Below are 26,399 nucleotides of genomic sequence, written 5' to 3' on the forward strand. Positions count from 1 at the left end.
ATGGAAGACTCTCTCAAAGAGAGACTCGCCAAGGCCCAGGCCCACTTGGAGCAGACCAGGAAGGCCGTCGACAGTGCTCGGCAGGAGCTGGACGTCGCCACTGCCGTGGCGCGTTCCGCGGACCGCAGCGTCGAGGTCACGGTTGACGCTCAGGGGCACCTCAGCGGTGTGGCATTCCTGGACGGCAAGTACCGCACGATGGGCGCAGCCCAGCTGTCGGCCGCGGTGACCGACGCGGCGCGCAAGGCCCAGGCGGAGATGGCGCAGAAGGTTCTCGACGCATTCCGGCCCTTGAGCGAGATGCAGAGTCCCATACCGCGGTTCGAGGGAGCCGGCGTCGACTGGGGCGATGTCTTCGGCCCCTTGCGGGACACGGTCGAGAAGGGTGCTGCCGTACGTCCGGGAGCGAGTGACAAGCTGCGTGACGAGATCACCGAGGACGAGGAGAAGGAGCAGTCGCGGCGATGAGTCAAGGTGATGTCTTCAAAGCAGATCCTGGCCGTCTCGAAGCCTTCATCGATGAATTGATGCAGTTCGGTAAAGAAGCTCAGGGGCTGAGTATCGATTTCTTGACAAGTACGCGTCCGACGGAGGGGTGGCAAGGCCTTACCGACGAGTTCGCTGCCGTGATGCGTGAGAGGGTCAGGCGGGAAAATGAGCTTGTTACTGATGTCTGCGGTGCTTTTGCCGAAGTCATCTCAGGAGCTGCCAGTGGGGTTCTGGCCCAGCTGGGGACTATCAACGGCGTTCAAAGTGACGTAATGGATCGCATTAATCAGATGAGTGCTGCGCAGGGCGGCGTGGACGGAATTGACAGTGGCGGCAGGCAGCGGGGGTAGTCCCCGTGACAGTATCGAATTCTCCGAGGAGGAGCGAGGTCTTGTCTTCGCCCTGACGGGCGACTTTCCTATTCAGGCCTCCTCGGACATGGCGTTCGGCAGCAGAATTCCGTTTCAGGACAACCAGAAACGGATTCTGGAAATGGCCGAACGCGCCGATCGTCTCATCTCCTGGGGTGCTGACGCCCTGCCACCCCGAGCGGCGGAGCAACTCAAGCTGGCGCTGAGCGACGTCGTCAACCGGGGTGGCGCGGGTGTCATCCCCCGGTTCCTCGACGCGCTGGAGGACATAGCAGAGTCCCGCGTCGCGATGTCACGGCACGTCATGGAGGCCAAGTACGGAACCATCGCCGAAATCATCCTGCTGCTGGCAGAATTGGCCATCATCGCCGCACTGTCTTTCCTGACCGGTGGTCTGGCATCTTTTGAGGCTGCCCTGGCAAGGGCTCGTGCAACAGTGGCTCTTCTGACAATCGCTGATCGTCTGCTGAGCCAGACCCATCTGCTGCCCGGTATCACTGAGGGTATCGAAGAGGCGCTGACCACCCTCGCCACCCGTCTGGCGACGATGTCGCACCCTGATCCCAGGCGTCGTCCCAGCGGCATCGATGCAAGGGAGATCGGTAAGTCCTTCCTCGTCGGCCTTTTCGCCGGCTCGTTCGCGTCGCGTATATGGAAGTCGGCCGACGATATCCTCAAGAAGCAGTTCGGTGACTTCGGCGGCGACAAGTGGAAGCAATTCGGTGCCGAAATTCTCAAGAGTGGTGGAAGTGAAGGCCCCGCTGAAGGCGGTGCCGAATTCCTGGTCAATGGTCTCTTTGACGGCATATGGAAGTTCAACCCGTCAACTGTCCTGGGTGGCGCGCTCAGCGGGGCAGTGGATCTGCTTCTGAGTGCCGGCCTGGAACATGTCGGCAAAGGCCTCAACACCAAGTTTCTCGGCGGCCGCGACCTCTTCATGTCGCCCAACGCTTTGCCCGCCCCCGACGGCAGCATGCGCATCGGCGGGAACAGCAGTCCGGTCGGGGGGCCGACACTCGCCCCGCCCTCCATGAGCACCCCTCCGCCCACCCTCTCGTCCGGCCCGGGTTCCCCTCCGCCACCGACCATCAAGACCCCCTCCGGCGACCCGACCGGTGGTATCGGCGCCCTACCGGTCGGTACGGATCCGCTGACCGGTACGGGGTCGCACACCGGCACGCAGTCGCTGACCGGTACGGATCCGCTGACCGGCGAGTACCCGGCCTCATACACCGCACCAGCCTTCACCAATAATCCGAACACCACGTCGGCCCCCCTTCCGGACCCGCTGTACGGAAGCGATCCGGACACGGTGTTGATGCCCGGCAGTGACCCGGGCAACGGCGTATCGCAGAATTTCGTGCACCCGCAGATGGAATCCGGCGCGGTTCCGTCCGACGCCCGGACGAGGGTTGGCCTCGACCCGACGGCGTTTCCGGCGTCACCGCGCACGTCCCCCCAGGATCCGGCACAGAACGTCACGCGGCCCACCGACTCCACGCCACGCGGTGCGACGACGAGTCCTCCCTCGCACACCCCGGTCGCTGACCCGGCCACCTCCCCCACGACGCCGCACACCCCGGAGAGCAACCTCGGCACATCGCCGTCCGAAACCCCCGACCGGCACGAGAACCCGCACCCCTCGGCGTTCGCAGAACCGGCCCGGGACCCCGTACGCCCCGAACAGTGGCGGGCGCGACAGGCGTCGGTGTCCCCCGTTCTGGTCAGCGTGGACCTACCTGCCACCACAGTCGAGGACCCCGCGCCGACCACCGGACCCTCCGCGGAGCCACACACCGAAGATCGCACCGTGGTCCGCACCGCGGTGCAGCGCGTGCAGTCCGACGACGGCCAGTGGGTGCGGGTTCTCACACTCGACCTCCCGGTCACCTACGGCCCCGGCTATTCCGCCGACGCGCTCCAGGAGTTCCAGGAGCGCGTGCGCACTCTGCTGGACGAGGAGATCAACCACGGGCTGCGACTGCCGGAGTCCGGAGACCAGCTCCACGTCGACATCAACCTGTTCCACGACCCTTCCCGCCCCGAGGCCGTAGAGCTGTCCCTGACGAACAGGCCGGCTCCCTCCGGACAGTTCCAGATCCATCTGTTCGCCGACGACCCCGTACTCGGTCCCGTTGAGCGTGATCGCCGCCGGACGGTGAACGACACCACGGCCTTGCGCCAACTGCTCCGCTACACCGGGCTGGACACCGGCCGGCGTTCCGAACCCGCCTCGGCCGTGGCACCGGAGGCCTTGCGGGTCCTCGAGAACCTCACGGACACCAGGACCCATTCCTCGGCACCGTCCACACCCGACTCGGACAGGGACTACTCCGACATCGCTTCCGACGCCGACACAGCCGCCTACTCGGCGGTGCCGCGCCTGAACATGCGTCCCGCTGTCGTTTCAGAAGAACCGGATCCTGCCATCAAGGCACTGGGTCCCCGGCCGAAACACCCCGGTACGGCGGCGGATACCACTGTCGCGCACACAGACGGTAACCGCGGCTTGCCCCGCCGGTCCGCGGGTGGTACGGCGGATCTGGATGCCATCGAGGTGGTGGAGGCGTCGGCGGGCACCGTGTCCGGTGAGGTGGTGTCGGGGGAGGGGCGGGGCTGGGACGGTGAGCTGCTGGCCTCGGTGAACCGGTTGCGGGCTGCGTCGGGTGATGGGCCGGTGGATGCGGCGGAGGTGGCCGAAGCCTTTGAGGAGTTGCCGGAGTGGCGGCAGTCCAGGGTGCTGCGGTTGCTGAGCGAGGACATCGCGTACGTGCTGAAGGGCAGAGGGCTGCCGGGGTTGCGCGGCGGCGCCCCGGACTCGCCTGAAGGGCTGGCTGCCGCCCTCGGCGGGCTGACGCTGAGGGAAGACGGGAAGTCGCAGGCCGACTTGGAACTCTGGGACTACGGCATGAAGGTGCTGGAATCTCTGGGGAGGAGTGAGCGGCGTTTCGTCCATGCCGGTGATGGCAGCCTCGACTGGGACGGAGTCTTCCGGAAAGTACTTCTGCTCGACGCTCACGAGGCCGTGAGCGATGCACTGAAGTGGCTGGCCGTGCGAGCGGCACGCGATGCCTGGGCATCGGGGCAGGCAAAGAACCTGGCGGGTATCGCTGTGTACCGCGCGTCTACCAGTGGCCTATTGCTCCACAACGGCTATTTGATTGGTCCTGATGGGCGGCCGAGCGGACATGACTACTCCGATAGGTACTCTGGTCGCAGAGTGGATATGAGTAAGACTGGTTTCCGCTCTCCGGACGGTCGTAAAGTGGAGCAGTACAGGCCCTGGGACAGCTCGGCGTATGCGGTGATAGCGGCGTGGGATGAAGACGCCGAGGGAATTCTCATCAAGGTGGGACAGCGTCATGTGCGCGTCGATGAGGACGTTTTCATCAAACTGGCCATTTGGGATCGATACCGTCCTCCTGGGGTCGATATCGTGTTGTTGATGTCGGGTTCCGGTCCGATAGAAGACGTGGCGAGGAAGCTGGCGGATGAGTCGATGTTCGCAGACGGAGAGGCTGCGACCACATGGACCACCCACGGGAAGTGGAAGCTCACTGATCTGAGCGACAAGCAGTGGCGTCATCCGCTCTTGTTGATTGCTGACGAAACGGAGAGATTGTGGGACTGGCTTCCGAATTATCCGGGCCAGATTCCGGATGACCCGGAAGCGACAGTCAGAACGGTCGACGGGGTGAGGGTCCTCGACTCGGACGTGAATAGCTATGCGATTGCGACAATTGACGGGGGGCAGTTCGGTCGATATGCGATCAACGCTGAGGAAATGCTCCATAGTAGGACCAGGTTCACTGGCATCTCTCTCCTTCAAAGCTATGTTAATAGGGGGAACTCTTCCGATGGTACCCCGAAGCTGGGTCCTCTATTGCCTCTCCCTGTCTCAGTCAGCTATGTCTTTTCTGCACACTCCAATGGTCGAACAATAACTCTCCCGCTCGTTGACGGTGGAAAGGTCAGAGTCTATCCCCGTGAAGTTGGTAGGTATCTCCGGCGGCGTAAAAGTCTCCAAGCCATCAACGCCACTCAGTTGCGTGAGGCGGTGGCTTTCATTGGCTGCCTGATGGGGAAAGAGATGGAGGGACTGGACCTTCTGGAGGCGGAGGTGGCTGCCCAGGAAGTTGCCAATTCCTTGGATCGAGCCGTCATGGCATCGGAGAGTACGACGTCTCTGGGGCGAGTCGGTGCTGATGGAATAATTTATCAGGATGATGACCCCGATCGGCCCACCTCCAGAATGAAGGTATACCCTCCTTACCCCAATGAGGCGAGGTTGGCCTCGCTGGCGGATCTGGCCGGACTGCATCCGAATGTGCCAGACCGGCAGACACGAGCCTTGCGCTGGGTGAAAGCTCTGCGTGAAATCTGTAATGACGCGTTCATAGACGTCGATCCGGAATGGGCCTCCCACTTCCGACACTGGATCCGCGGCTTCGGAATCCTGGAAGCGCAGCGGCTGTCCGCTCCGGGGAACCCGGACAGGGGACCGCTGACCTGGGCCGCACTGCAGCGCATCGTGAAGACCCGTGCGGCTGCGAACGGCTGGGGCACGTCAGTTCCTTTTGCAGACTTGTTTGTAAGAGTCATGGGCGGGTTGACATCGGCTGCCGCGCCATCACCCACGGCATCCGCCGGTTTTCATGCTGCGCCGCCGGCCGGGTCGTTGAAGTCGGCGCAGGATTCGGTCGGTTCGTCGTCCGTGGTCGATGAGGTGGCTGTTGCTGGTTCGGGGGTGTCGCTGTCTTCGGTTGAGGTGTTGGACGGTGCGGCGCGGGATCGGGTGCGGGGGCTTGCTGGTCGGTTGGTGGGGTTGTCGCGGGGGGAGCGGGCGGCTGAGTTGGGGTTGTTGTCTTCGGCTGAGCGTGAGTGGCTGGCGTCGGATGTGGGTTTGGTCGAGCGGTTGCGGGAGGAGTTGGGGGCGGAGGAGTTCGCTGAGGCGGCTGCGTTGTTGATGGTGCGGGTGCCGGCGGATGTGGAGCGGCCGGTGACGGCGCGGGGGGCGGTGGAGCGTCTGGTCGCGGGGGCGTTGCGTGATCCGGATGTGGCGGCGCGGTTGCTGCGGGCGGGTTCGCGTGTGGTGGTGGTGCCTCGGGGGAAGGCGCTGACGTCGTTGAGTCCGTTCTGGGTTTTGGCGGGGAAGTCGACGGGGGACGGCCGGCAGTGGGAGAAGGTTCGTGGGGCCGGGGGGAAGTCGGCGGGTGTGCCGGAGGAGAACCTGCTGGGTGAGAGCGTGTTGGTTCCTGTGGGCAGTGCTGGTGAGGCGGACGGGTATTCGCTGACGCTTCATGAGATGGCGCACACCGTTCACACGCATGGCCTGGATGAGAGTGACAAGCGTCTGATCGGGGAGGCGTTCTGGGTCACCAAGGCACAGGGTGGCAAGTCGCAGGGGTGGCCTGACGGGGCGTTGTTTGGAAAGGATAGTGCGGGGCGGCGCACCGAGTCGAATTATTCGAGTCGGGATGAGTTCGAGTTTTTTGCTCAGTTGACGAATGTTTACTTCATGGCGAATGGGGGGGTGGATCCGTATACGGAGGTGCGGCGTAACAACGGGGGTGTGGCGTGGGTGGCGGAGCACCATCCGTCGTTGCTGCCGTTGTTGCGGCGTTTGTATGGGGATGGGGCTCTGGACGGGGTGCGGGTGAACCCGGTCGATGCCACACGCGCCGAGAACGAGAGTTGGGAGGGGTTTCGCGGGTTGTGGGACCAGGCGGAAGGGACCCACACCGCCCAGGCACATGTTCCCGCACCCGACCCCGTGCTTGTACCGGGCATGCCCGGCAACCCCGGCACCGCCACCGACTTCCTCCCTCCGCCCCCGGCCGGCCAGGGGTCTCCCGACATGGTGAACGCCCTCCTGTCCGGCCGATGCGTCTTGGTCGATCAGGAAGGGAATGCAACCGGGCGTAACTGGATCGGCGATTCCGGGGCGCCTGTGGGCATGGACAAGACCGGCGTCCTCAAGGCGAATGGTCACCTGACGGTGCAGAGCCCGCCGTGGGGTTCTCACGCATATCTTGTGCTCGCCCGGAGAGCTGCCGATGGCCGCATCGTTGTCGTCGACAAGGACCACAAGAGATGGCGTATCAGCGAAAACGCATTTATCGAACTGATCTTCCTGGATTCGGCTCGGAGTCCTGGGATGCCGGTCGTGTTGGTTCTGGCAGGGCCGGACCAGGGCAGGGAGGACCTGGCGAGGAAGGTGGCCGACCGGCTCGGCGTTCGCACCCGGCACACGCACGGTCGTGTGAAACTGATCGCCGTCGAAGAGGGCAGCGACCAGCGATACCCCATCATGGCGCCTTCGGGGCCGGAGGCACTGGAGGGGGCGTGGCTTCCCAATGACCCGGGCCAGGTCCCGGACGACATCGCGAGGATCGTCGACCTCGAAGGCAACGTGATCCCCGACTCGGATGTGATGTCCTTCGGCATTCCCACCCCCGATGGTCAGGGGCGAAGTATCCGAGTTTTCACAACCAAAGAAGAGCTGGCGCTGAGCGAGGAGCGTCTTTCCCAGATCACCGCGGTGCGACACTACGTCGACTTCCGGGCCGGGCAGATACGTGACGACGGTCGTGCCCCGCTCCACGAGTTGCCGATTCCCCTGTCGGGCTCGTACAACACGACGGGGCACGGGAAAGCCGGCTACGTGCATCTCCCGCGGTACAGCACAGGCAGTTACTCGAGAGTTTCCTATGGAGAGTGGACCAGCTATCTCGCACGGCGAAAGAGCGTGCAGAATCTGCCGTCAGGGACACCACTGGGGCACGTGTGGTGCAATGCGGCTACATTGCAGGACGGGCAGGACCCGCTGGCCCAGCCACGTAGCGTCCGCCTGCTGGCCACCGGGACCGGACGCCCTGTGCTCGCTGCGAATACCAAAGTCGGGGTGCTCAGAGCCCAGTTCGGCCTGCCGCCGCGCCTGCACAAGAGGGATGACCCGGCCTTCCAGTACGTGTTGTATCGCCCTTTGCCGGATGAGGCCAGGCTGTCCGAACTCGCGGACCTGGCCGGTCTTCCCGAAGACCTGCAGGACAGAACCGAGCGGGTCCTGCGTTGGGTGATCACCCTGCGGGAGACGCATGAGGAGCAGGCCGACACCAATCCGGAATGGGCTGACTGGTTCGAAGACCAGATTCGAGGATTCGGCGTCCTGGAAATGATGCGGCTCCATGCTCCGGGCAGCCACGACAGGGGACCGCTGACCTGGCAGACGCTGCAAGACGTCGTGCACGAGTACGCGGCCGCGGAGGACTGGGACACGTCCGAGTTCGCGACCATGTTGGAACAGGTGCTGACCCACGCATCAGCGTCCGCCCCGCCGCCGGACCCGATGACATCCGCCGGTTTCCATGCCGCACCGCCCGGACTGCGGTCTGCCGCCGCTTCCGGCGACGCCCCCTTGGAAGCCGAGGTGCTGAAGGGGTTCGAGGCCCTGTGGGACCGGGCGGAGGCCGGCCACGAGGCGGCCGAGGCCGAGCGTGCGGAACGTGAGGTGTGGGCCGGCTTCCGGTCACTGTGGAAACAGGCGGCCCGGTCCGTGACGGTGGAGGCCGAGCCTGAAGAGGGCGAGGTGTGGGAAGGCTTCCGGGCACTGTGGTCTCGGGCGGAGGTCACGCACGAGTTGATTGTTGCCGCGTCGGAGCTGTTGGACCGGGGCCTGCGGTGGACTCCTCGGCTGCGTGCCGGCCTCGGGGTTCTGGCCAGGGTTCGCAGGAGCGACCGGGTATTCGGCTCGGGGCCACTCGACCTGGACGGGATCGTCCGGAAGGTACTCAGTCTTCATCCCGGGCTCGTTGTGCCCCCAGAGCTCTGCAAGATCGCCCTGGAGGTTGTGCTCCATGCCGCGGACCGGGGACGGGCAACGACTCTTGCGTCCATCGCCGCCCACTATCTGCTTCACTCGTTCATACCGCACAGAAGCCTCCTGACGGGCCGGGGTGGCCATGCGACCGGACGCAACTGGTCGGGGACAGGAGGTCGCCACCAGGCCCTCTACGTCCGTACCGACCAGGTGGGTGTCCGTGAGAACGGGACGACCACGGTATGGCCTGCTTCCTGGGGGCACTGGGCGTACGTGGCCACGGCCAGGAGGACTGCGGACGGCCGTGTCGTCGTCCTCGACCGGTACCACAGCGAGCGGTACGTCGACGAGGACGTCTTCTTTGCGCTGATCGAACAGGACCCGGATCGGCGCTCCGGGGAATCGGTCGTCCTGGTGCTGGGTCCGGACGGACCCTCTGCGGATACGCTGGCGAACGGACTGGCAAGGATCGCCGGTGTTCCGCACGTGTACAGGGCCCAGGCCCTGGGACGTCTCGACGCAGGCGGATGGCTGTACCCCGTGATCATCCCCCCGGGCGAGGAGACACAAGGGACAGATCCCGGTCACCCGGGCAGCACCCCGGAGGGTTCCCGCCGAACGGTCACCTCGGACGACGGCGCCACGTCCCCGGGCATTCCCGCCCGGCTCCGGGAGGCGGGCGACGACCGTGACCGGGAGTTCGGTGAGCCGGTGCCGCCCGTGGGGATCAAGCCGCAGGAGTGGGAGCACACTCATGGGGACGTCCGTGTCAATCCGTTGTGGACGCCGTTGGAGGAGATCGATCCGGATCTGTTGATCACGGGTGACACCGATCGGGTGTGGCTCTACACGGTCACCGAAGAGGGACGGGTGCTGCTGGGCAGTGAGAAGCCGTCGGCGGTGATGAGCGAGGACCAGTTCGACGCGCTGCTGGCCGGGATGCGTACCCGGCGTCCGGATCTGTCGGAGACGGAGCTGCTCGAGGAGATCGACGGGCTCGGGCACCCCACTGTCGGCGCTGCGTTCGGGCCGTACGGTCATCCGTCGCCGGGAAAGGGCCGGGTCTCGGGTGAGTTCCGGTGGGATCGGCGGACGAAGTCGTGGACGGTCGACGACAACTCCGGCCGGTACATGAGTACGGCGGTGCGCGAGCTGGGCCCGGAGCGGTCGGTGTGGCTGGAGAACGTGGCCGCCCGGTTCACCGCACGCCTCGGCGTCGAGGTGCGCCCGCTCCAGCTCAAGTACGCCACCCGGGCGCCGGGCCAGCCCGCGGAAGAGGCCCGATCGGACACGCCGCGACTCACCGTTCACCGTTCCCCGGACGGTGGGGACTGGTTTCCCGGCGCCTTGGTGAGCGCGTTGCGTGCCGGCGCCCCGGACCGTCTGGAGCAGGAGGGACTGGGCGCGCTGCTGTCGGGGCCGGATCCGGTGGACGCGTTGCACCGGTGGGTGGAGTTCCGGCTGGCCGCCGCGGACGCCGCCGAGCAGGTGCCGGAGCTGGCCGGGGCCGGATGGGCGGGGTCCCGGAGGACGCTGACCCTCGGTGAACTGGAGGCGGTCGGCGTCACGTTGCCCCCCGCACAGGCCACCCAGGCCGTGCTGTCCGGCGGGACGCTGCCGGTCGGCGAGGTCACCCTCACCCCGGCCCAGCGCTACCGGCTGCTGCGCGGGTGGGCGGACCGGGCCGACGACGTCACCCGCATCGCCTCCGGCATCGCGGCCGATGAGCTCCACATGGACCTCACCATCGCAGACGGGACCGACGAGGAAACGCAGGAGGCCGGCAAGGCCACCGGCTCCCCTGCCGCTCCGCCGGCGGAGCGGCAGGCGTACGCACCCACCGAGGACCTGCGGGGAGGGACCGCCCCGCCTGTTGGAGAGCAGCCGACCCGACGCCCCGGGAACAGTCCGGCGCATGGGCCCCTCTCCGAGCCCGCGGCTCCCCCGCCGGCGACCGGGTCGGCGTCCGATCTCGGCGGAAGCGGCTTCCCGGCAAAGGCACCGGAGGTTCTCGGCGCTCCCGGTGAGGAAAAGAGTCGGAAACCGGAGGGCAGGTCTGACTCTTCCCGCCGGTCCGCGGGTGGTACGGCGGATCTGGATGCCATCGAGGTGGTGGAGGCGTCGGCGGGCACCGTGTCCGGTGAGGTGGTGTCGGGGGAGGGGCGGGGCTGGGACGGTGAGCTGCTGGCCTCGGTGAACCGGTTGCGGGCTGCGTCGGGTGATGGGCCGGTGGATGCGGCGGAGGTGGCCGAAGCCTTTGAGGAGTTGCCGGACTGGCGGCAGTCCAGGGTGCTGCGGTTGCTGAGCGAGGACATCGCGTACGTGCTGAAGGGCAGAGGGCTGCCGGGGCTGCGCGCGCCTCAAGGCGGCGCCCCGGACTCGGACGACAGCGAGCCGGAGGAACTGGCGGGCCCGGACGTACAGGGAGATCTGGCTGCGAAGACGCACTACCATGCGCTGCTCTGGGGTCTGTACGGTCCCGCCGTAGCGACGGTCGGCGGCTACGAGGACCGTCTTGCGGCGCTGGCCCGGTTGGACGGCATGCGGGCGAACGATCGGGAACCGTCCGTCCGCGAGGACCAGGAGCTGGATCTGGACTCGCTGGCGCGCCGGGTGCTGCTGTTGGACGACGGCGACGAGGTGACCGGGGGCCAGCGCCGGGAGCTCGTGACGCTGGCAGTGGACATGATGAGCCAGCCCGTGCACAACCTTGACGCGCTGGCCGCACGCCGCCTGGCGAAGAAGGGAGTTTTCGCCGAGAAATATCGCCTACGTGATCAGCGGCAACAGGCTTACGGGCTGCAGTGGACGGCAAGCCGCGTCGATCCGGGTCTCGACCTCGACGAGATCAACGAGATGAACCGCCGCAAGAAGGCGCCCTGGAAGACGCGGGCACGCAGTCCGCGGCCGTTCACGGTGGCGGCCGACGGCGGGCCGGACGGCGTCGAGGTGCCGGACGGCAATGCATGGGTCCGGGCGCCCTGGCAGGTGGTGGGCGAGTTGATCCCGCTGGATCCGCTGCTGCGGACAATGGACCCGGATGCCGCGATCGTGCTGGCCTGGCCGCGGGCAGGTGCGGGAGGACTGGAGTTGCCGCGGCTCGTGGCCGACCGGGCCCGTCGCACGGTGTACGCCACCTCCAGCGCATTGAAGGTGGGCCATGTCCTGACCTCTTTGCGTGAGCCGGACATGCCGCGCGGCGGCTGGCTGACCAGCGCACCCGGGATGGTGACAGAGTCCTACCCCACCGCACCGGAGTGGATACGGAACACGGTCAGCCACACCACGACCGGCCGTCGTCCCGGCCGTGCGTTTCACAGCGACCAGGAGTGGGCAAATCGTTTTGAAACCGGGGCCCGCGGTGTGCGGGGCAAACGCAACCTTTTCCTTCAAACCAATCCGGCCATCAGGCTGGCCACGATGCACAAGTCCCCGATCCCATGGAAGTGGGACTATTTTGTCGACGCCCATGGTCTCCTTGGATTCGTAGACGTCCCGCAGGTAGATGGAAGTACCTACAAGGCGAGCGACTCGGAGTTCGGGCGGTCGCTGGCGCGACGGCCCAGCGTACAGAAATTGCACAAGAGGACACCGCAGAGCGACGGCCAGCGTATGTGGGCTGAAAACTGCTGGGGCGGTGCGCAAGGCAGCAGCAAAGGAATCTCGCCAGGCGAAGGCGGGCGTGCCCCCTTTGACGCAGACCCACTGTCGACGCCATCCAGGGTCCAGGTCATAGCCAACGAAACCCGGAATGTGGTCGGCGGTGTCGACCGACCGACCGGATCTATTTCGCTTAAAGGCCTCTTCTACGATTCCGCCAACACTGATCCGTCGGGTCGGACGATGGCGAGGATACGCATTGCGCACCCGGAGCCGTTGCCGCACGAGCTGGACGATCTGGCGGTGGTGGCGGGTCTGGTGGCCGGTGGTGATCCGGTGTCGGACGCGGACCGTGTTCGCACATTGCGTCTGGTGCGGGCACTGCGGTGGCAGTTCGGTGCGGACGTGGACAGGGCGGTGGACTTCAGGACGCTGCTGCGGGGGATAGGGGCGATTGAGCGGATGCGGGCCGCCGATCCGCTGCTGTCGGGTTTCGGGCCGTTCACTCTGGATCTGCTCGACTGGGTGGCGCGGCCCCTGGCCGGCAGGTTCGGCTTCGACCGGGACAAGGGCGCGCTTGCCGGCGGGGACGCGCAGTTGTGGGATACCGAACCCGATGTGGAGGCCTCCGGCTCGCTTCAGCGGGCGCCCGAACACCGCGTCATCGTGGAGGATCGGGCCAAGAAGGAGCTTGGCCCCTTCACGGAGCGCCGCACCGACCTCGACGTGCGTCAGCGGGCGATGCGCGACCTGTTGACCTGGGCTGTTGGGCAGGTTCCCACCGAAGCCGGACCGTCCGCCACTGTCGAGCCGCTGACGAGCCGCGAACCGTGGCACGGCGAGCCCGGCCGTGAGCTCCGGATGATCGGTCAGCAGCTTCGCTCCAGGTTTGCCCTGCCCGAGGCGGCTTCGGTGGATGAGACAAGGAGGTCCAGGGCGCTGTGGGCCGTTGTGCGCGCCTCGATGTGGTATCGCAATCTGCCGGACCCTCGAGCGGTCGCTCGACGAGTGCTGCACCGACCTGATCTGACGGGCAGCGGTGACCTGGACGAGCCCACGGCGCTGAGACTGAGGGAGCTGGCCAGCAGGGCGGTGTTCGTGGGGCGGGACGTGAACCGCACGGTCGAGCTCGCGGCGTACCACTTGGTACAGCTGGGAGCCTTCGCACCGACGGTCGAGCTGAAAGGTGCTCGCTCCACAAGGGGGACCGGCCGCAACTACAGCGGGAGGGCCGTCACCTACCCGGTGGACACCTCCGAATTGCTGCTGCTCCGCAACAACCTGCCCAGCGGCCGTCCTGCCTTGGCAGGCAAATATCTGTCGCCCTGGAACGGCGAGGACAACCCGACGGAACCATACATCCTCTATGTGAACGAAGTGCGGTCCGAGGGTGTCGTCATATCGTTGCCCGGCGCCAACGACCTGTACGTTCCGCACGACGAGGTCGCCGAACTACTGACCCGTGAAGAGCTGCTTTCGGAAGAAGATCTCGCGGAAAAACACCTGCTCCTGTTGGCACATCAAGCGCACACGGCCGGGCAGGAACCGACCGACCTGACGAAGAGCTTGTTGGCGGAGGTGGGCAGGACCCGGTGGGCCTACACGGGGGAGGCCGTACTGGTGCCGGTGAAACTTCAGAGCATATCCGTGATCGGTCTTATGCCGCTCCCGACAACCGTCGGCCATCAGGCTGGTAGTCAAACGGCGCCTCGTTGGGGCAAGCTGCAGGTGTCCCCGCCTCAGCTGCTCCTCGACACGCAGCCGGCAACCACGTCCGCGCCCGAGGCCGCATCGACTTCCAGAGGGCGGTCCTCGAACCGGTTCGCGGGTGGTCTGGTGGATCTGGTGGACCTGGAGGTGATCGAGCCGGCGGCCGAGGCTCCGGTGGAGTTCGATCCGGTCGGTGAGGGCGTGCTGCGGGAGGGGCTCGACCCCGTGGTCGAGAACGAGGTGTGGAAGGGGTTCCTGGCCTCGGCACCCGCGTTCGGCCCGGACACGCCCTCCCTGCCGGGCCTCGCCACCGCCGTCTTCCGTGCCGCTCCGCCCGGTCCGCAGCAGTCCGCCGCTTTCGTCGATGACCCCCAGGAAACCGAGGTGCTGGAAGGTTTCCGGGCGCTGTGGGTGCGGGCGGAGGACGCGCATGTGCTCTCCGCGCCCTCCATGCCTGCTGACCTGCCTTCCTCGGATCCCCAATCCTCGGAACCGGACCACACCAGCACGGCCCCTGACAGGCATGACAACGCCGCCGGCCTCCACCGGTCGTCTTCCACCGGTCGCCGTTCCGCCGCGGCCGAGCGGCGTGTCACCGCGGACGGCCGGTCGTTCACCGTGCTGCCGGTGCGTGGTGACGGGGACTGTCTGCTCCACGCGATCAGGGGTGGGGCTCGGGCGGTGGCGCCCAGGTCGTCTGCGGCGACCCTGAGCGTGCGGGGGGCCCGGGAGCGCATCGCCGACTGGTATGCCACGTCGCCGGAAGCGGCCCCGCTGCGGGAGGAGCACACCGGCCAGGACCCGGCCGAGATCCTGGTGCGGGATCTCCTCCCCGGTCCGGGCGACCTCATGGGCGTGCTGGGGTACGACCGGCCGCCGGCCCTCACCGAGCAGCAGCGGGCCCGGATCGACGCGCAGCTGGAAGCCGAGCGTGCACGGGCCCGGTTGCTGGAGCTGGCCTCCCGTCCCAAGGACCGCGCACTGCTGGCCGACCTGCCGACCGGGGCCGTGCACACCCTGCTGCCCGCCCCGGAGTCCGGCGGCGTCCCCGCCGCTCCGGACCGTGTGCGCCGGCTGACGGAGCGGGCGCGGACCGACACCCTGCGCACCGAGGTACTGAACCTGCTGCACGCGCCCGCCGGGGACGCACGGGCGGACGCGGTGTGGCAGCGGCTGCGCGCTCTGCTGCCGGAACAGGGCAGCGATGCCGGACTGCCTTCGGACCGCACCGCGTTCACGGCCATGAGCCTTCCGGACCTCATCGAGCGCGCGGTGCGGACACCGGCGCTGTGGCAGACGCCGTTCTACGACGAGGTTCCGCTGATCGCGGCGCGTGTCCTGGGGGTGGATCTCGTCGTCGTCCAGCCCGACGGCGCCGGCGGGTACCTGGCCCGGCCCCTGGCTCCTCCGGCCACCGCCCGCCCCACCGTGCACGTCCACTACAACGGGCGTGACCACTACGAGACGCTGGTGCCCGACGACCAGGAGCCGGACGGCTCCCCCGCCCCCGTCGAGCCGGCCGGTCCCGAGCCCGGCACCGGCTTTGACGCGGATCCTGTGGCGGACGCGGACCCTGTGGCGGACGCGGACCCCGGGGCGGGCGGTGGTCCGGAAACGGCTCCGCCCGCGCCCGACAGCGGCGACCGGGCGTGGCTGGCCGACCTGGCCCGGCGCCACGATGCCGGCGAGGCGTACGTGCGGCGGCTGACCGCCGGTCTGTCCCCGGAGACCCTCGCCCGGCTTCGGGCAGCGGTGGGCGAGGGCCGTGACCGGGAGTTCGGTGAGCCGGTGCTGCCCAAGCGGGTCAAGGACCAGGAGCGGGACAGCGACGGGGACGTCCGTGTCAATCCGTTGTGGACGCCGTTGGAGGAGATCGATCCGGATCTGCTGATCACGGGTGACACCGATCGGGTGTGGCTCTACACGGTCACGGACGAGGGACGGGTGCTGCTGGGCAGTGAGAAGCCGTCGGCGGTGATGAGCGAGGACCAGTTCGACGCGCTGCTGGCGGGGATGCGTACCCGGCATCCGGACATGTCGGCGGCGGATCTGGCTGCGTCGATCGACGGGCTGGGGCATACCGGGGTCGCCGCGGCGTTCGGCCCCGGGGGGCGGCTGGCGCCGGGGAAGAGCCGGGTGTCGGGTGAGTTCCGGTGGGATCGGCGGACGAAGTCGTGGACGGTCAACGACAAGTCCGGCCGGTACATGAGTACGGCGGTGCGTGAGCTGGGCCCGGAGCGGTCGGTGTGGCTGGAGAACGTGGCCGCCCGGTTCACCGCACGCCTCGGCGTCGAGGTGCGCCCGCTCCAGCTCAAGTACGCCACCCGGGCGCCGGGCCAGCCCGCGGAAGAGGCCCGATCGGACACGCCGCGACTCACCGTTCACCGTTCCCCGGACGGTGGGGACTGGTTTCCCGGCGCCTTGGTGAGCGCGTTGCGTGCCGGCGCCCCGGACCGTCTGGAGCAGGAGGGACTGGGCGCGCTGCTGTCGGGGCCGGATCCGGTGGACGCGTTGCACCGGTGGGTGGAGTTCCGGCTGGCCGCCGCGGACGCCGTCGAGCAGGTGCCGGAGCTGGCCGGGGCCGGATGGGCGGGGTCCCGGAGGACGCTGACCCTCGGTGAACTGGAGGCGGCTGGCGTCACGTTGCCCCCCGCACAGGCCACCCAGGCCGTGCTGTCCGGCGGGACGCTGCCGGTCGGCGAGACCACCCTCACCCCGGCCCAGCGCTACCGGCTGCTGCGCGGGTGGGCGGACCGGGCCGACGACGTCACCCGCATCGCCTCCGGCATAGCGGCCCGAGACCTGAACATCCACCTCACCATCGCCGACCGGAGCGAAGTCGAACCGCAGCCCCGGCCGATGGAGGACCAACAGGCCCGCGACGCCGCCCCGGCCGTTCAGTCCGCCGACCCACCCCGGAAGACGGCGGTCCCCGAACTGTCGCAGTACGCCCTCACCTACGGTGCGCTGCACGACGGGCACGTCGGCCACATACAGTTCCAGGAAACGCCCCGAGCCGTCCTCGAGGGGCTGTACGGACAGATCATCGAGGCCCTCGGTGTCCCGGCGGACAGCGAGGACGCGGGAGCGCTGCGCGAGCAGCTCGGGCATCTCCTCGACGCCGACAGCATCGATCGCAACCGCCCGTACCTTCGCAGCAGCCGGGGACACCGCATCACCGTCCGGCACGGCGGCCGGGACCGGCACATCGATCTGCGGCTGGCCCATCGTGACGCCCGGCTCCGCCCGGCCGATGACGGCCACGGCGCCGTCACGTTCACGGATGTGGAGCTGGAACGCCGTGCGGACGGGACCCTGGCGTTCATGGACGCCGAGGGCTCGGGGAACGTCCGGTCCGCCGCCTTGTCCATGTTTCTGATCTGGCGGCACGGCGGCAGGGGCCCGGCGCGCTGGAGCGATGTCAAGTTCACTGTTTCGGGCACGCACAACCAGCACGCCGAGTCCCTCACTGTCACTGAGTCGTTGCAGGTCCTCGGCAAATTCCGGTCCAAGGACCCGGTCCATCCGGTCGACCGGGACGGGCTCTGGCAGCTCCGGGTGGACACACCGCGTGAGGATCGGGGCAACTGGCTGCCGGAACAGTCCCACGGCACCCTCACCGAACTGATGCCGGCCCACCGCGCCCTCGCCGGCCCGGCCGACCTGCCCGCGCCCGCGGATCTGCACGACATCCCGCTGTGGGGCGTCGACAGCCTCCCGGACACGCGTGACCTGCTCGTGCAGCTGCTCTCCCATCAGGAGTTCAACGCGCTGAACGAACTGAGCGAGCAGTCCGCGCAGGCGCTGGAGGACTTCCTGTCCGAGCCGTTCCTGCGCGGCACACCCCATCTGCAGACCGGCGGTGGCGTCTTCTCGCCGGTCCTGATGGACAAGGGCAACCGCGCCGTCGGCATGTTGGAACTCAGCGCTACGGTCCGGCCGGGCAAGCCGATCACGCAGAGTCCCGAGAAGAATTTCCAGTTGGAGACCCATTTCGCTGACGGCAGCGTCATCGAGTACTCCTCCAATCGGACCAGTGGATTCGAGGTGGAGGTCGAGGGCGGTTCGACGTTCACCACGGACCACACGCCAGGGCACCCGAACGCCATGGAATCGCCGGGCGGCAGCGTGCGCGCCCGGGGCGGCTACCACCACAAGTCCGACGAGCAGCAGAGCACTTCCGCATCGGCAAAGGTGATGCGCGGTGTCCTCACCAAGGCAAGCATGCTCCTCGTGCGTTCCACGGACACCTACGAGATCACGCTGCACCGGGCCGGGGGAGGCAAGGCCCGCGGCACGTTCGACCCGTGGACGGACGACGGAATGCGTCTGCTGGTGCCTCCGCGAGCCGTCATCGAGGGGCAGCCGCCCACTGCGGAGACCGTACGGGAACTCTCCGAACGGCTGGAGAACCTGGACAGCATCGGTTTCTCCGAGATGCCGCTCAAGGTCGAGGGCACCGATGACCTGTTCGACAGGGCGCGGGACTGGCTGGTGGAGGAAGGCTTTCTACCGCCAGCGGAACCCCGGGCGTCGCTCCTCCCGGCGGGCCTCGCACAGCGGTTGCGCGAGATGCAACTGGCCAACCTCCGCAAGTTCATGCAACTGCGTACCCGGGTCGGTCTGGCCGGGGCGATGCCCGACGCGGTGGATGGCGGACGCCTCCTCTGGTTCGAGAAACCCCACGCCGTCACCGGCACCCGCAGTGTCGTTCTGAAGTTCACGGCGCGGCGCGATGTCACCGAGCCCCCGAAGCACACCCGCGTCCTGCCCCTTGTCAGAAACGTCGGCTTCAGCTCGAAGGAAGCCAGGACAGTACGACGGGACGGAACGGGGCACAGCGGCGTACTCGGCGGTGGCGGTGGTGCCGAGATCCCCATCCCGTGGGGTCCGGACATGGTGAACACCAATGCGGAGTACCTCTGGGCATCCCATCGTGGCCGCAGTGACCTGGACGGTGAAGCGGGCGGCTTCGATCAGTACCTGGAGAACGAGCACGGCAGCCACGAGTTCACCGTTCCCGTGCTGTACGGCCTTGCCCTGTACGAGGGGGACGGCGACACCCCGCTGGCGCTGTTCGGCGATGCCCCGGGCAGTGGCACCTCGACAACGGCGGGCAGCGGGACGACGGACCTGGCACCGGCGGAGGCATCCACCCGGCCGCACGGCACGGCCGGAACCTTCTCGCTGCTCGTCCCGTACTACGGCACACGCCCACCCGCCTCCCTCTCCCCGCTGCGCGCCGAGCAGCAACAGAAGCACGTCCTCCGCCTGGTCACCGGCGACGGCAGGGCGGCCGAGGAGCGCAGACGACGCGCTCTGGAGGGGGAGGAGGGACAGCCCCTGCCCATCCTCCCCCGGCTGCCGGAAGGCACGGTGGTCGACAGCTTCCGCGGAAGCGCCGCGCTGGCACAGGTACTGCATCAGATCGCCGACGGAACGATCGTGGCCGGCCAGGAGCCGGGAGCGCCGCACCGGACCGCACCGCTCACCGCCGCTCTGCACGGCGCGGCCTCGCGGATCGCCAGGGGCGCACAGTACGCAGCCGACACGTTCAAAGACTTCTTTCCCGCTCAGCTCGTCAACCAGGCCGAGCGGTTTGTGTCCACACTGCCGACAGGTCTCCTGGCCTTGGTGCCACCGTCCCTGCACCTGTCTTTCCCGCTGTACAAGCGGCTGCGGAAGTCCGTGGCCGGCGCGCCGCTCAACGATCTGGGAAACCGTGCCGCCGAGGGGCGGTACGCCGGAATACGGCCGGCCCAGCTCGTCGCGCACGCTCATCAGATCCTCGGCGGCACTTACGTCCTGGAAGGGTCGATGTCTCCGGGGCTGGGAGCGAACCAGCACCTGGTGGTGGAGATCGAGGGGTACCTGTACCACCCGCGGCCCTTGGGCACCTGCGAGCTGGCGCCCGAACAGAGCGTGGTGTCGGGGGGGATGAGGGGCGGGCGACGGGACGGTGGAAGAACACACCTGTTCGCGACCGGCGCACTGTACCGGACGCAACAGGACCCGGGTGGGCAGGCACATCAGTCCCATTCCAGCGTGCGGTACGGCAACGCCGGCCATAGCGTGCGGGAGCAGGAGCGGACCCTGGACACGAAGGTGACCCGGACCTCCACCCACAGCGGGGTTCACCAGGTCGTCAGCGCCGATATGAGGCTTCTGGTGACCGTGCGACGGGGTGTGCGCAGCGGTCCGTACAACGCGGTCGGACTGGGCGAGTACGCGCCGGTCACGATGGCGGTCGACATTCCGCAAGGGGTGACGTTCCTGTGCCCCGAGGCCATGCTGGGCCGTCACCGGCAGTGGTTCCCCTGGCTGGCGAAGTCATTGCCGTCGCTCTCACCCGCCCCGAGTGTTCCGTTGCCCCCTCGCTTCGTCCGCACCGGGGAGCCCGGCGTGGCCACCGTACTGTCGGTCACCCAGTTCGCCGACGCGGGGAGAACGGAGGAACAGCGCAATCGGCTGAGCCAGGAGCTCACCGATCTGGTGGAGAGCGAGGCGCCGGGTGTCACGCGGCCCGGGCACGCCTCGTACGTGGCCGGCGTGGCCACCTGGATCGCCGAAATCACTCAACCCTCCGCACTGCGCTCCCTGCCCGGCCGCGCCGAGCAGGGAATATCACGCTCTTTCGTGTACCTCGCCTATGGCGCCGCACGGAGGCTCACGGTGTCGTTGTCGGCGGAGCTCGACATGCAGACACCCGGACTGCGGGAGCTGCGTGGACGCCCCGGTGAGACCGGCGACGGACTCGAACAGATGGGACACATCCTGCGGGGCGACAGGAGCCGTGACACGTCCGACAGCACTCACCGCCCCGTGCTTCAGCCGACCGCGCGCTACTACCCGTCCGACAACCCCGGCCGTACGCACCGCGTGGGCCCGCCCCTCGCGTCGTTCAACTCCCATGCACAAAGCGGACTTTCGCAAGAGTCCGCGGAGGATTACAACTGGCTGCGCACCGGTAACTCCGTCGACTACACCGGTGTCCCCTACGTTTTCGTCGCTTCGGTCGGCTCCGAGCTCATCACGACGTGGCTCCCGAACCTCCCCGGCGGCATCATCCAGGCGACCGTCAGGCAGATCACCCGGAGCGGGGAGGAGCCCGGCGCCGTCAGAGTGCCGGCCACAGCCGTGCTCCGGTTCCCCGGCGCGGAGACGGCCCAGCCCCGCGACCACCGGGGTCCGCGTCGGCCCGCCCTGCTCAGCCGGGATCCCTCGGCCGCGCCGCAGCAGACGGACCCGGCCTCACCCCCCTTCCCGTCCGGTCCGGTGCTGGTGCCGACCGCGACCGTCGTGGTCTACGACTTCAACGGCCTCACCGAGCTGAGGCAGGCGCTCCACGAGACCGGCCGGGCCGAGTCGTGGAAGCTGCCCGCCGATGCCCCCCCGGAGGCGGTCGCCGTCCACCTGAGCGAGCTCGTCGCGGCCGGGCAGATCAGCGTCGGCCCGCCTCGTGCCACGGGGGATCCCACGCCACTGCCGGCCATGCCCGGCAGCTGGCCGGAGGAGCAGGCCGATGACACCCTGCCGCTCTCGGTCGCGCTGTACGATCCCAGGCCCGTCACCGAAGCCGGTGACATCGCCCTGGACCAGGTGCGCAGGCGCATCCGCGGCGGTGTGTCCGAGTTCTCGGCCGGCGGTTCCGTCGCGGTGGGCCTCCAGCCGACGTTCAGTCTGCGGGACGACAACGCGCGGTTGCTCGGCATCTCCCTTCCGGTGTTCTCGCAGCAACCGCACATCCCGACCACACGTACGGCGGCGACCGGGCTCGCCATGACCCGGGTCAGGACCGGCAAGACCGCTCAGGAGGACGACCGGTCGGGCACCCGCACCTACGAGACCCTGATCGACCTGCTCATCACCGTGCGCGGACGCGGCGGCGCGCGCTACGTCACCGGTACCGCGACCGTGCGGCTGCGGCAGGAGGACCTGCTCGGCTTCGGGGTCCTTGCGGCACGCCCGGCCGCCGGTGTCTACGACCTGCCGGCCATGCTCGCCGGCCAGGAGGCGGAGGACCTCCGCGACTGGACCCGGCATCCGGTCGCCGAGCTGCCCGAGGTGCTGGCCGCCGGCATCGACGAGCAGGACTCCTCCGCCCGGCTGTGGCTGGCACTGGGGGACGACGACTCCGACGGGACGCGGCTGGCCCGTGCCCTGTTCACGGCGTCTCGCACCGCTGTCCTGGCGGGCAGGCCGGTGGAACTCGTCGTGCGCACCGCCGATGGACCCCGCCACTGGCCCTTCGGAGCCGACGGCACCGTCGCGGACACCACCGACGGCACCCGCGACGCCGCGCGGGAGTTGTGGGCCGTGTTCGAGGCGTACACAGCCGCCGCCGCGGCCGAGCGGCGGCACGCCGACGAGGAGACGGAGCTGACGGACGCCCGGTCCACCGCGGCGGCGGCACTGCGCCGGTCCGAGGAGACCCTGGAGGCGGCCGGCACCGCACGCCGGGCCGCACACACGGCGTATCTGGAAGCGGTGCGCCAGGCGGGGATCACCCGCGAGGCGGCCGACACCGCCGTCCGTGACGCCGAGGCGGACCTGTCCCGGGCCGAACGGGCCCTGCGCGAGGCGGAGGCCCTGCCGACCGAGCAGGACGTGACCGGGGCCCGGCTGGCCGACCGGCAGGCCCGGGCGGAGCTGCGGCACACCGAGCGGATGGCCTCGTCGGGCAGCACACCGCCCGCGCTCGACGTGCTCCGGGAGCGGGCGCGGTCGGCCCGGCAGCACCGGCAGGACCTCGAAACCGGGCACCGGGACCGGGACTCCGCGTTGCGCACCGCCCGGACCGCACTGACCGGTGCCCGCGATGCCGCCGGCACGGCACGGGAGGAACACACACGCCTCCTGCGGCTCAGTGACACGCGGGTGAAGGAGGCCGGGAAGGCGGAACAGCGTGCGGTGCGGACCCTTGCCCGCCGCATGACGCACCGCGACGACGACCGACGGCACCTCGGCGTCATCGAGGAGGCGCTGCTCGAGGCCCTCACACAGCGCCGGAACCAGCGAGAGCGCCGTACCGACGCCTGGCAGCGGATGCTCCGTCCCGCCGTGGTGCTGGACGGAGCACGCCGCGCCGAGGGCACCGGGGTGCGGCCCTCGTTCCTCGGCGCCCTGACCTCCGACCCCGCACGTGCGCACGGCACCGACCGCGGTCCGGCGGAGGACGAACGCACCGGTGCGCGGCCGGCCCCGCCCACGCGGAGGGCGCCGCTCCGGACCGCCGCACCGGCTGTCCCCGCCTCCCGGCCGCCGGTGCTGAGCCGTGCGGAACTGCTGGACACGGTGCGCCGCGCGGCCGGCCGGGAATCCGCGGACGGTCCGTCGACGGAACGCTGCCTGCAACTCCTGGGGGCCCTGCGGGACGCGCTGTACCCGCACGGCCCACGCGCGGCCGTCACGCTGGACGACAGCGGGACGGGCGGCGATCCGGCCATGTCCTCACTCGCGCCGGGCCCCGGCTGGCAGCGGGTACGGTCCTTCGACGGCCTGGCGGACGCGGTCGCCGCCGCCGGACCCGGCTCCGTGGCCTTCGTCCTGGCCCGGCGACAGGGCGGACTGCTGGGCCACGCCTGGGCGGCATATCACCTGGGTGAGCCGCACGGCGTGGTCTGGGTGGACATGTCGGCCGGCCCCGCCGAGGTGCTGTCCGCGCACGCTCCGGACATTCCCCCGTCCGACGCGCGGGCGGTGCTGATCGACCCCACCGGGCAGATCACCGAGCGCGCGCTGCCGGTCTTCTTCCCGTCGTCCTCCACCGCGCACGCGCTCCTCGACGCGCCGACGGGACGGCGGTACGGCGCCATAGGGCTCGAGATCGAGTACTCACGGCTGCTGAGGTTCGACGGCCCGGAGCTTCTGGCAGGGGAGGAACTCGCCTGCGGTCATGGGCTCAGCATCGTCACTGACTCCCAGGCGTTCTGGAATGAGGCCGGCGTCGGTTACCACAACGTAAGTTCGCGGGCACGGCACGACCGGGCAGGGCTCGTCCCCTTTCTGGGACTCGTCGCCGAGATCGTCACCGACCCGATGGCATCGCTTCCCGGTGAGCGCAGAGCGACCCAGCAGGAGATCATGGACCGGGTGGCCCGGCTGGAGCGAGCGTTCGACACCGTGGATGAGACCACCGGACCGGTCCCGCTGACCGCGCTGCTGCCGGCTGAAGACGGCTGGGAGATCACCGACGTGGGGCAACAGGTCACCGTGGACCTGGCGCCTGAGAACTACACCGGCACCGCCTACACCCAAATCACGGTGGGGGTAACCGCCCTTGGTCTCAGGAAACTGCAGGACCTCGCCCGCGATCGGTTGACTTTCCCCGGCGTTTCCGAACTGCTCGACTCCGGGCGGAGTTTTGGGCAGCGTGCCGCCGTGATGCTCGCGAGCGACGTCACCGGCCGTGGCGACGTGGCGGACCGTCTTGTGCCTTTCCTCGCGGTCATTCCAGAGGTGGACGAGGTATGGGGCTACACCTGGTTGGCCTACCATCACGTCATAGCCCGGCCACTCAACCGTGTTATGGGCCAGAAAGCGGTACTCGCCAAGAACTATGTGCCCGTGGCATCGAGGAACCCGCTGGACCGCATCCTGCGGGCCCTCCGTGTCCGCACCCGCTCCTACCTTGCCGAACGGTACGACCAACTCTCCCAAGGCCTGCACACTGACTTGGTACGGGTGTCGCAGAGAATGCGGGCGGCCGCAGGGATGGACGAGCCGTTCCAGAACAGCCTCCTCGCCACGGTGGACAACGACGGACACACCGCTCGCGACTACATGACGGTCATGTTCACGGGCCGTACGGACCAGGGAGCAACGGTCAGTCAGGCAGCCATGCTCGGAATGGCCGACTATCCGCTTCTCGACGCGGGGCACGGCGAATTGGCCGCACCACTTGTCCTGGCCGAACTGCGGCACTTCGGTTACACGCAACAACTGATGACTCCGCAACAGGTGAGGCAGGCCGTTGGCGAAGTCACCTCGCTCGCCCAGTCCGTCCACCAGCGGTCCACCGTGTTCCGGGTGCCGCTCTCGCACGGTGTCCTGCGCGCATCTCTCCTGCGTATCATGGACGACCCGGTCGTCCGGGATGTCTCGCCCTTTCTCGAGGACGCGTTGACGGCCTGGCCACAATCCGACAGTACGAGCAGGCCGCTAATGGGTGCCATCGGGCAGCAGCGCATCGCGGAAGCGCTCGCCTTCCGTGCTCTGGGAAGGGAGTCGAAGGACAGCCGCCGTGCATACGCCGACCTTCGGACCGTATTGAAAACGGCCGGGACGCTGCTCCAAGGGGTTACGTCCGAAGACAGCGCCAGGAGGCGCGAAAACCTGCGTCTCGCGTGGCGCGCACTCAGTGTTGTCACCGACCCGCGGAGCCTGCCGCCCGCTCAGGTCTGGCCCAACGAAATCCGGTCCCTGGACGGATACGGTGTCCCTCTCGACCAGGTGACGGTGCTCAAGCACCGGGACCCGGAAGGCCGGCCGGTCGGCGTGTCCTCGCGCCCGGCCGAGGACTGGCAGGATGTGCGCCGGCACACCTGGAACCTGCTGCCGCTCACCACGCAGTTCACTCACGTGACGGCAGCATCCTGGCCCCAGGAGAGCACTCCGCGGCCGCTTCCGTTCGGCTCGGCGTACATCATCGGGTTCGGTGGAGAAGGCTCGGGTCTCACCGTGGCTCAGTCCGACGGTTCGCTCGTCGCAGTCGGCACCGCAGGCATCCTCGATCTCCTCTTCGCCGTCGACGGCGACCTGTCCGCCCTCGGACCGGACACGGCGCTGCTGTTCCCCTTGGCCGACCTCACCGGCCCGCCAGGGTACGACCCGCTGGAACAGCCGCTCCTCGGGCAGGCCGTCGCCAACGGCCTGGACCGCTGGGTGTGGGGCACGGCCGGAGGGTACGAACCCGTCCTGGCAGGTGCTGACGCGACGCTCGGACCACGCTTCCAACTCGCCGTGGGCGACTGGTGGGCCGGTTTCCGGCCGGAACCGACGCCTCCCGAACTCGCCCGTCTGTCCCGCGAGGTGACCGGCGACCCGCGTCACGCCGATGACGTGCTGCGCTGGGTGCGTGCGATCCGGCTGATCTACGGCCCGCACCTGGAGGACGACCGCGCGGCCTTTGACGCGCTCCTGCAGGGATTCTGGGCGTATGAACAGGTCCGACGGAGGCACACCGGCGCTATCGCCCCGCTGACCTGGTACGAGGTGCGCCAGGCCATCGGCACGTACTTCGGTTCTGCCGGACAGCCGGAGCCCGCGCCGCCCGTCGCACTGCCGTTCCTCCTGGTCGCGGTCGCCGGCGAGGCCGGCATACCGCTGGAACTGTCGCGGCTCTCTCTGGAGCCGCGCCACCACGCCCCCCGCACCTGGTGAGCCCCCGGGGCCGTCCGCACCCCAGGCCG

The 26,399-nt window shown here is 68.5% G+C and carries 3 protein-coding genes; all 3 read left to right on the forward strand.

The window, feature by feature from the left end:
• Genes ACZ5C2_RS27740 through ACZ5C2_RS27750 form a run of 3 tightly spaced genes read left to right on the forward strand, consistent with a single transcriptional unit; the run spans position 1 to position 26,370 of the window.
• Complete coding sequence (locus ACZ5C2_RS27740; protein ID WP_468796831.1) at positions 1-468, forward strand: YbaB/EbfC family nucleoid-associated protein; 468 nt, start codon at positions 1-3, stop codon at positions 466-468.
• A complete protein-coding gene (locus tag ACZ5C2_RS27745; RefSeq protein ID WP_468796834.1) occupies positions 465-839 on the forward strand; it encodes a hypothetical protein in 375 nt (124 codons plus the stop codon). Before ACZ5C2_RS27740 ends, ACZ5C2_RS27745 begins: the two co-directional genes overlap by 4 nt.
• Positions 817-26,370, forward strand: coding sequence for a lonely Cys domain-containing protein (locus ACZ5C2_RS27750; protein ID WP_468796837.1), 25,554 nt, complete (start codon positions 817-819; stop codon positions 26,368-26,370). Before ACZ5C2_RS27745 ends, ACZ5C2_RS27750 begins: the two co-directional genes overlap by 23 nt.
• Positions 26,371-26,399: the final 29 nt, after the last annotated feature.

Source organism: Streptomyces sp. NPDC031365, from assembly GCF_055569765.1.

Bases quoted from the DNA above. Each gene is read 5' to 3' on its own strand.
- ACZ5C2_RS27740 (WP_468796831.1), top strand. From the start codon at position 1: ATGGAAGACTCTCTCAAAGAGAGACTCGCCAAGGCCCAGGCCCACTTG.
- ACZ5C2_RS27745 (WP_468796834.1), top strand. From the start codon at position 465: ATGAGTCAAGGTGATGTCTTCAAAGCAGATCCTGGCCGTCTCGAAGCC.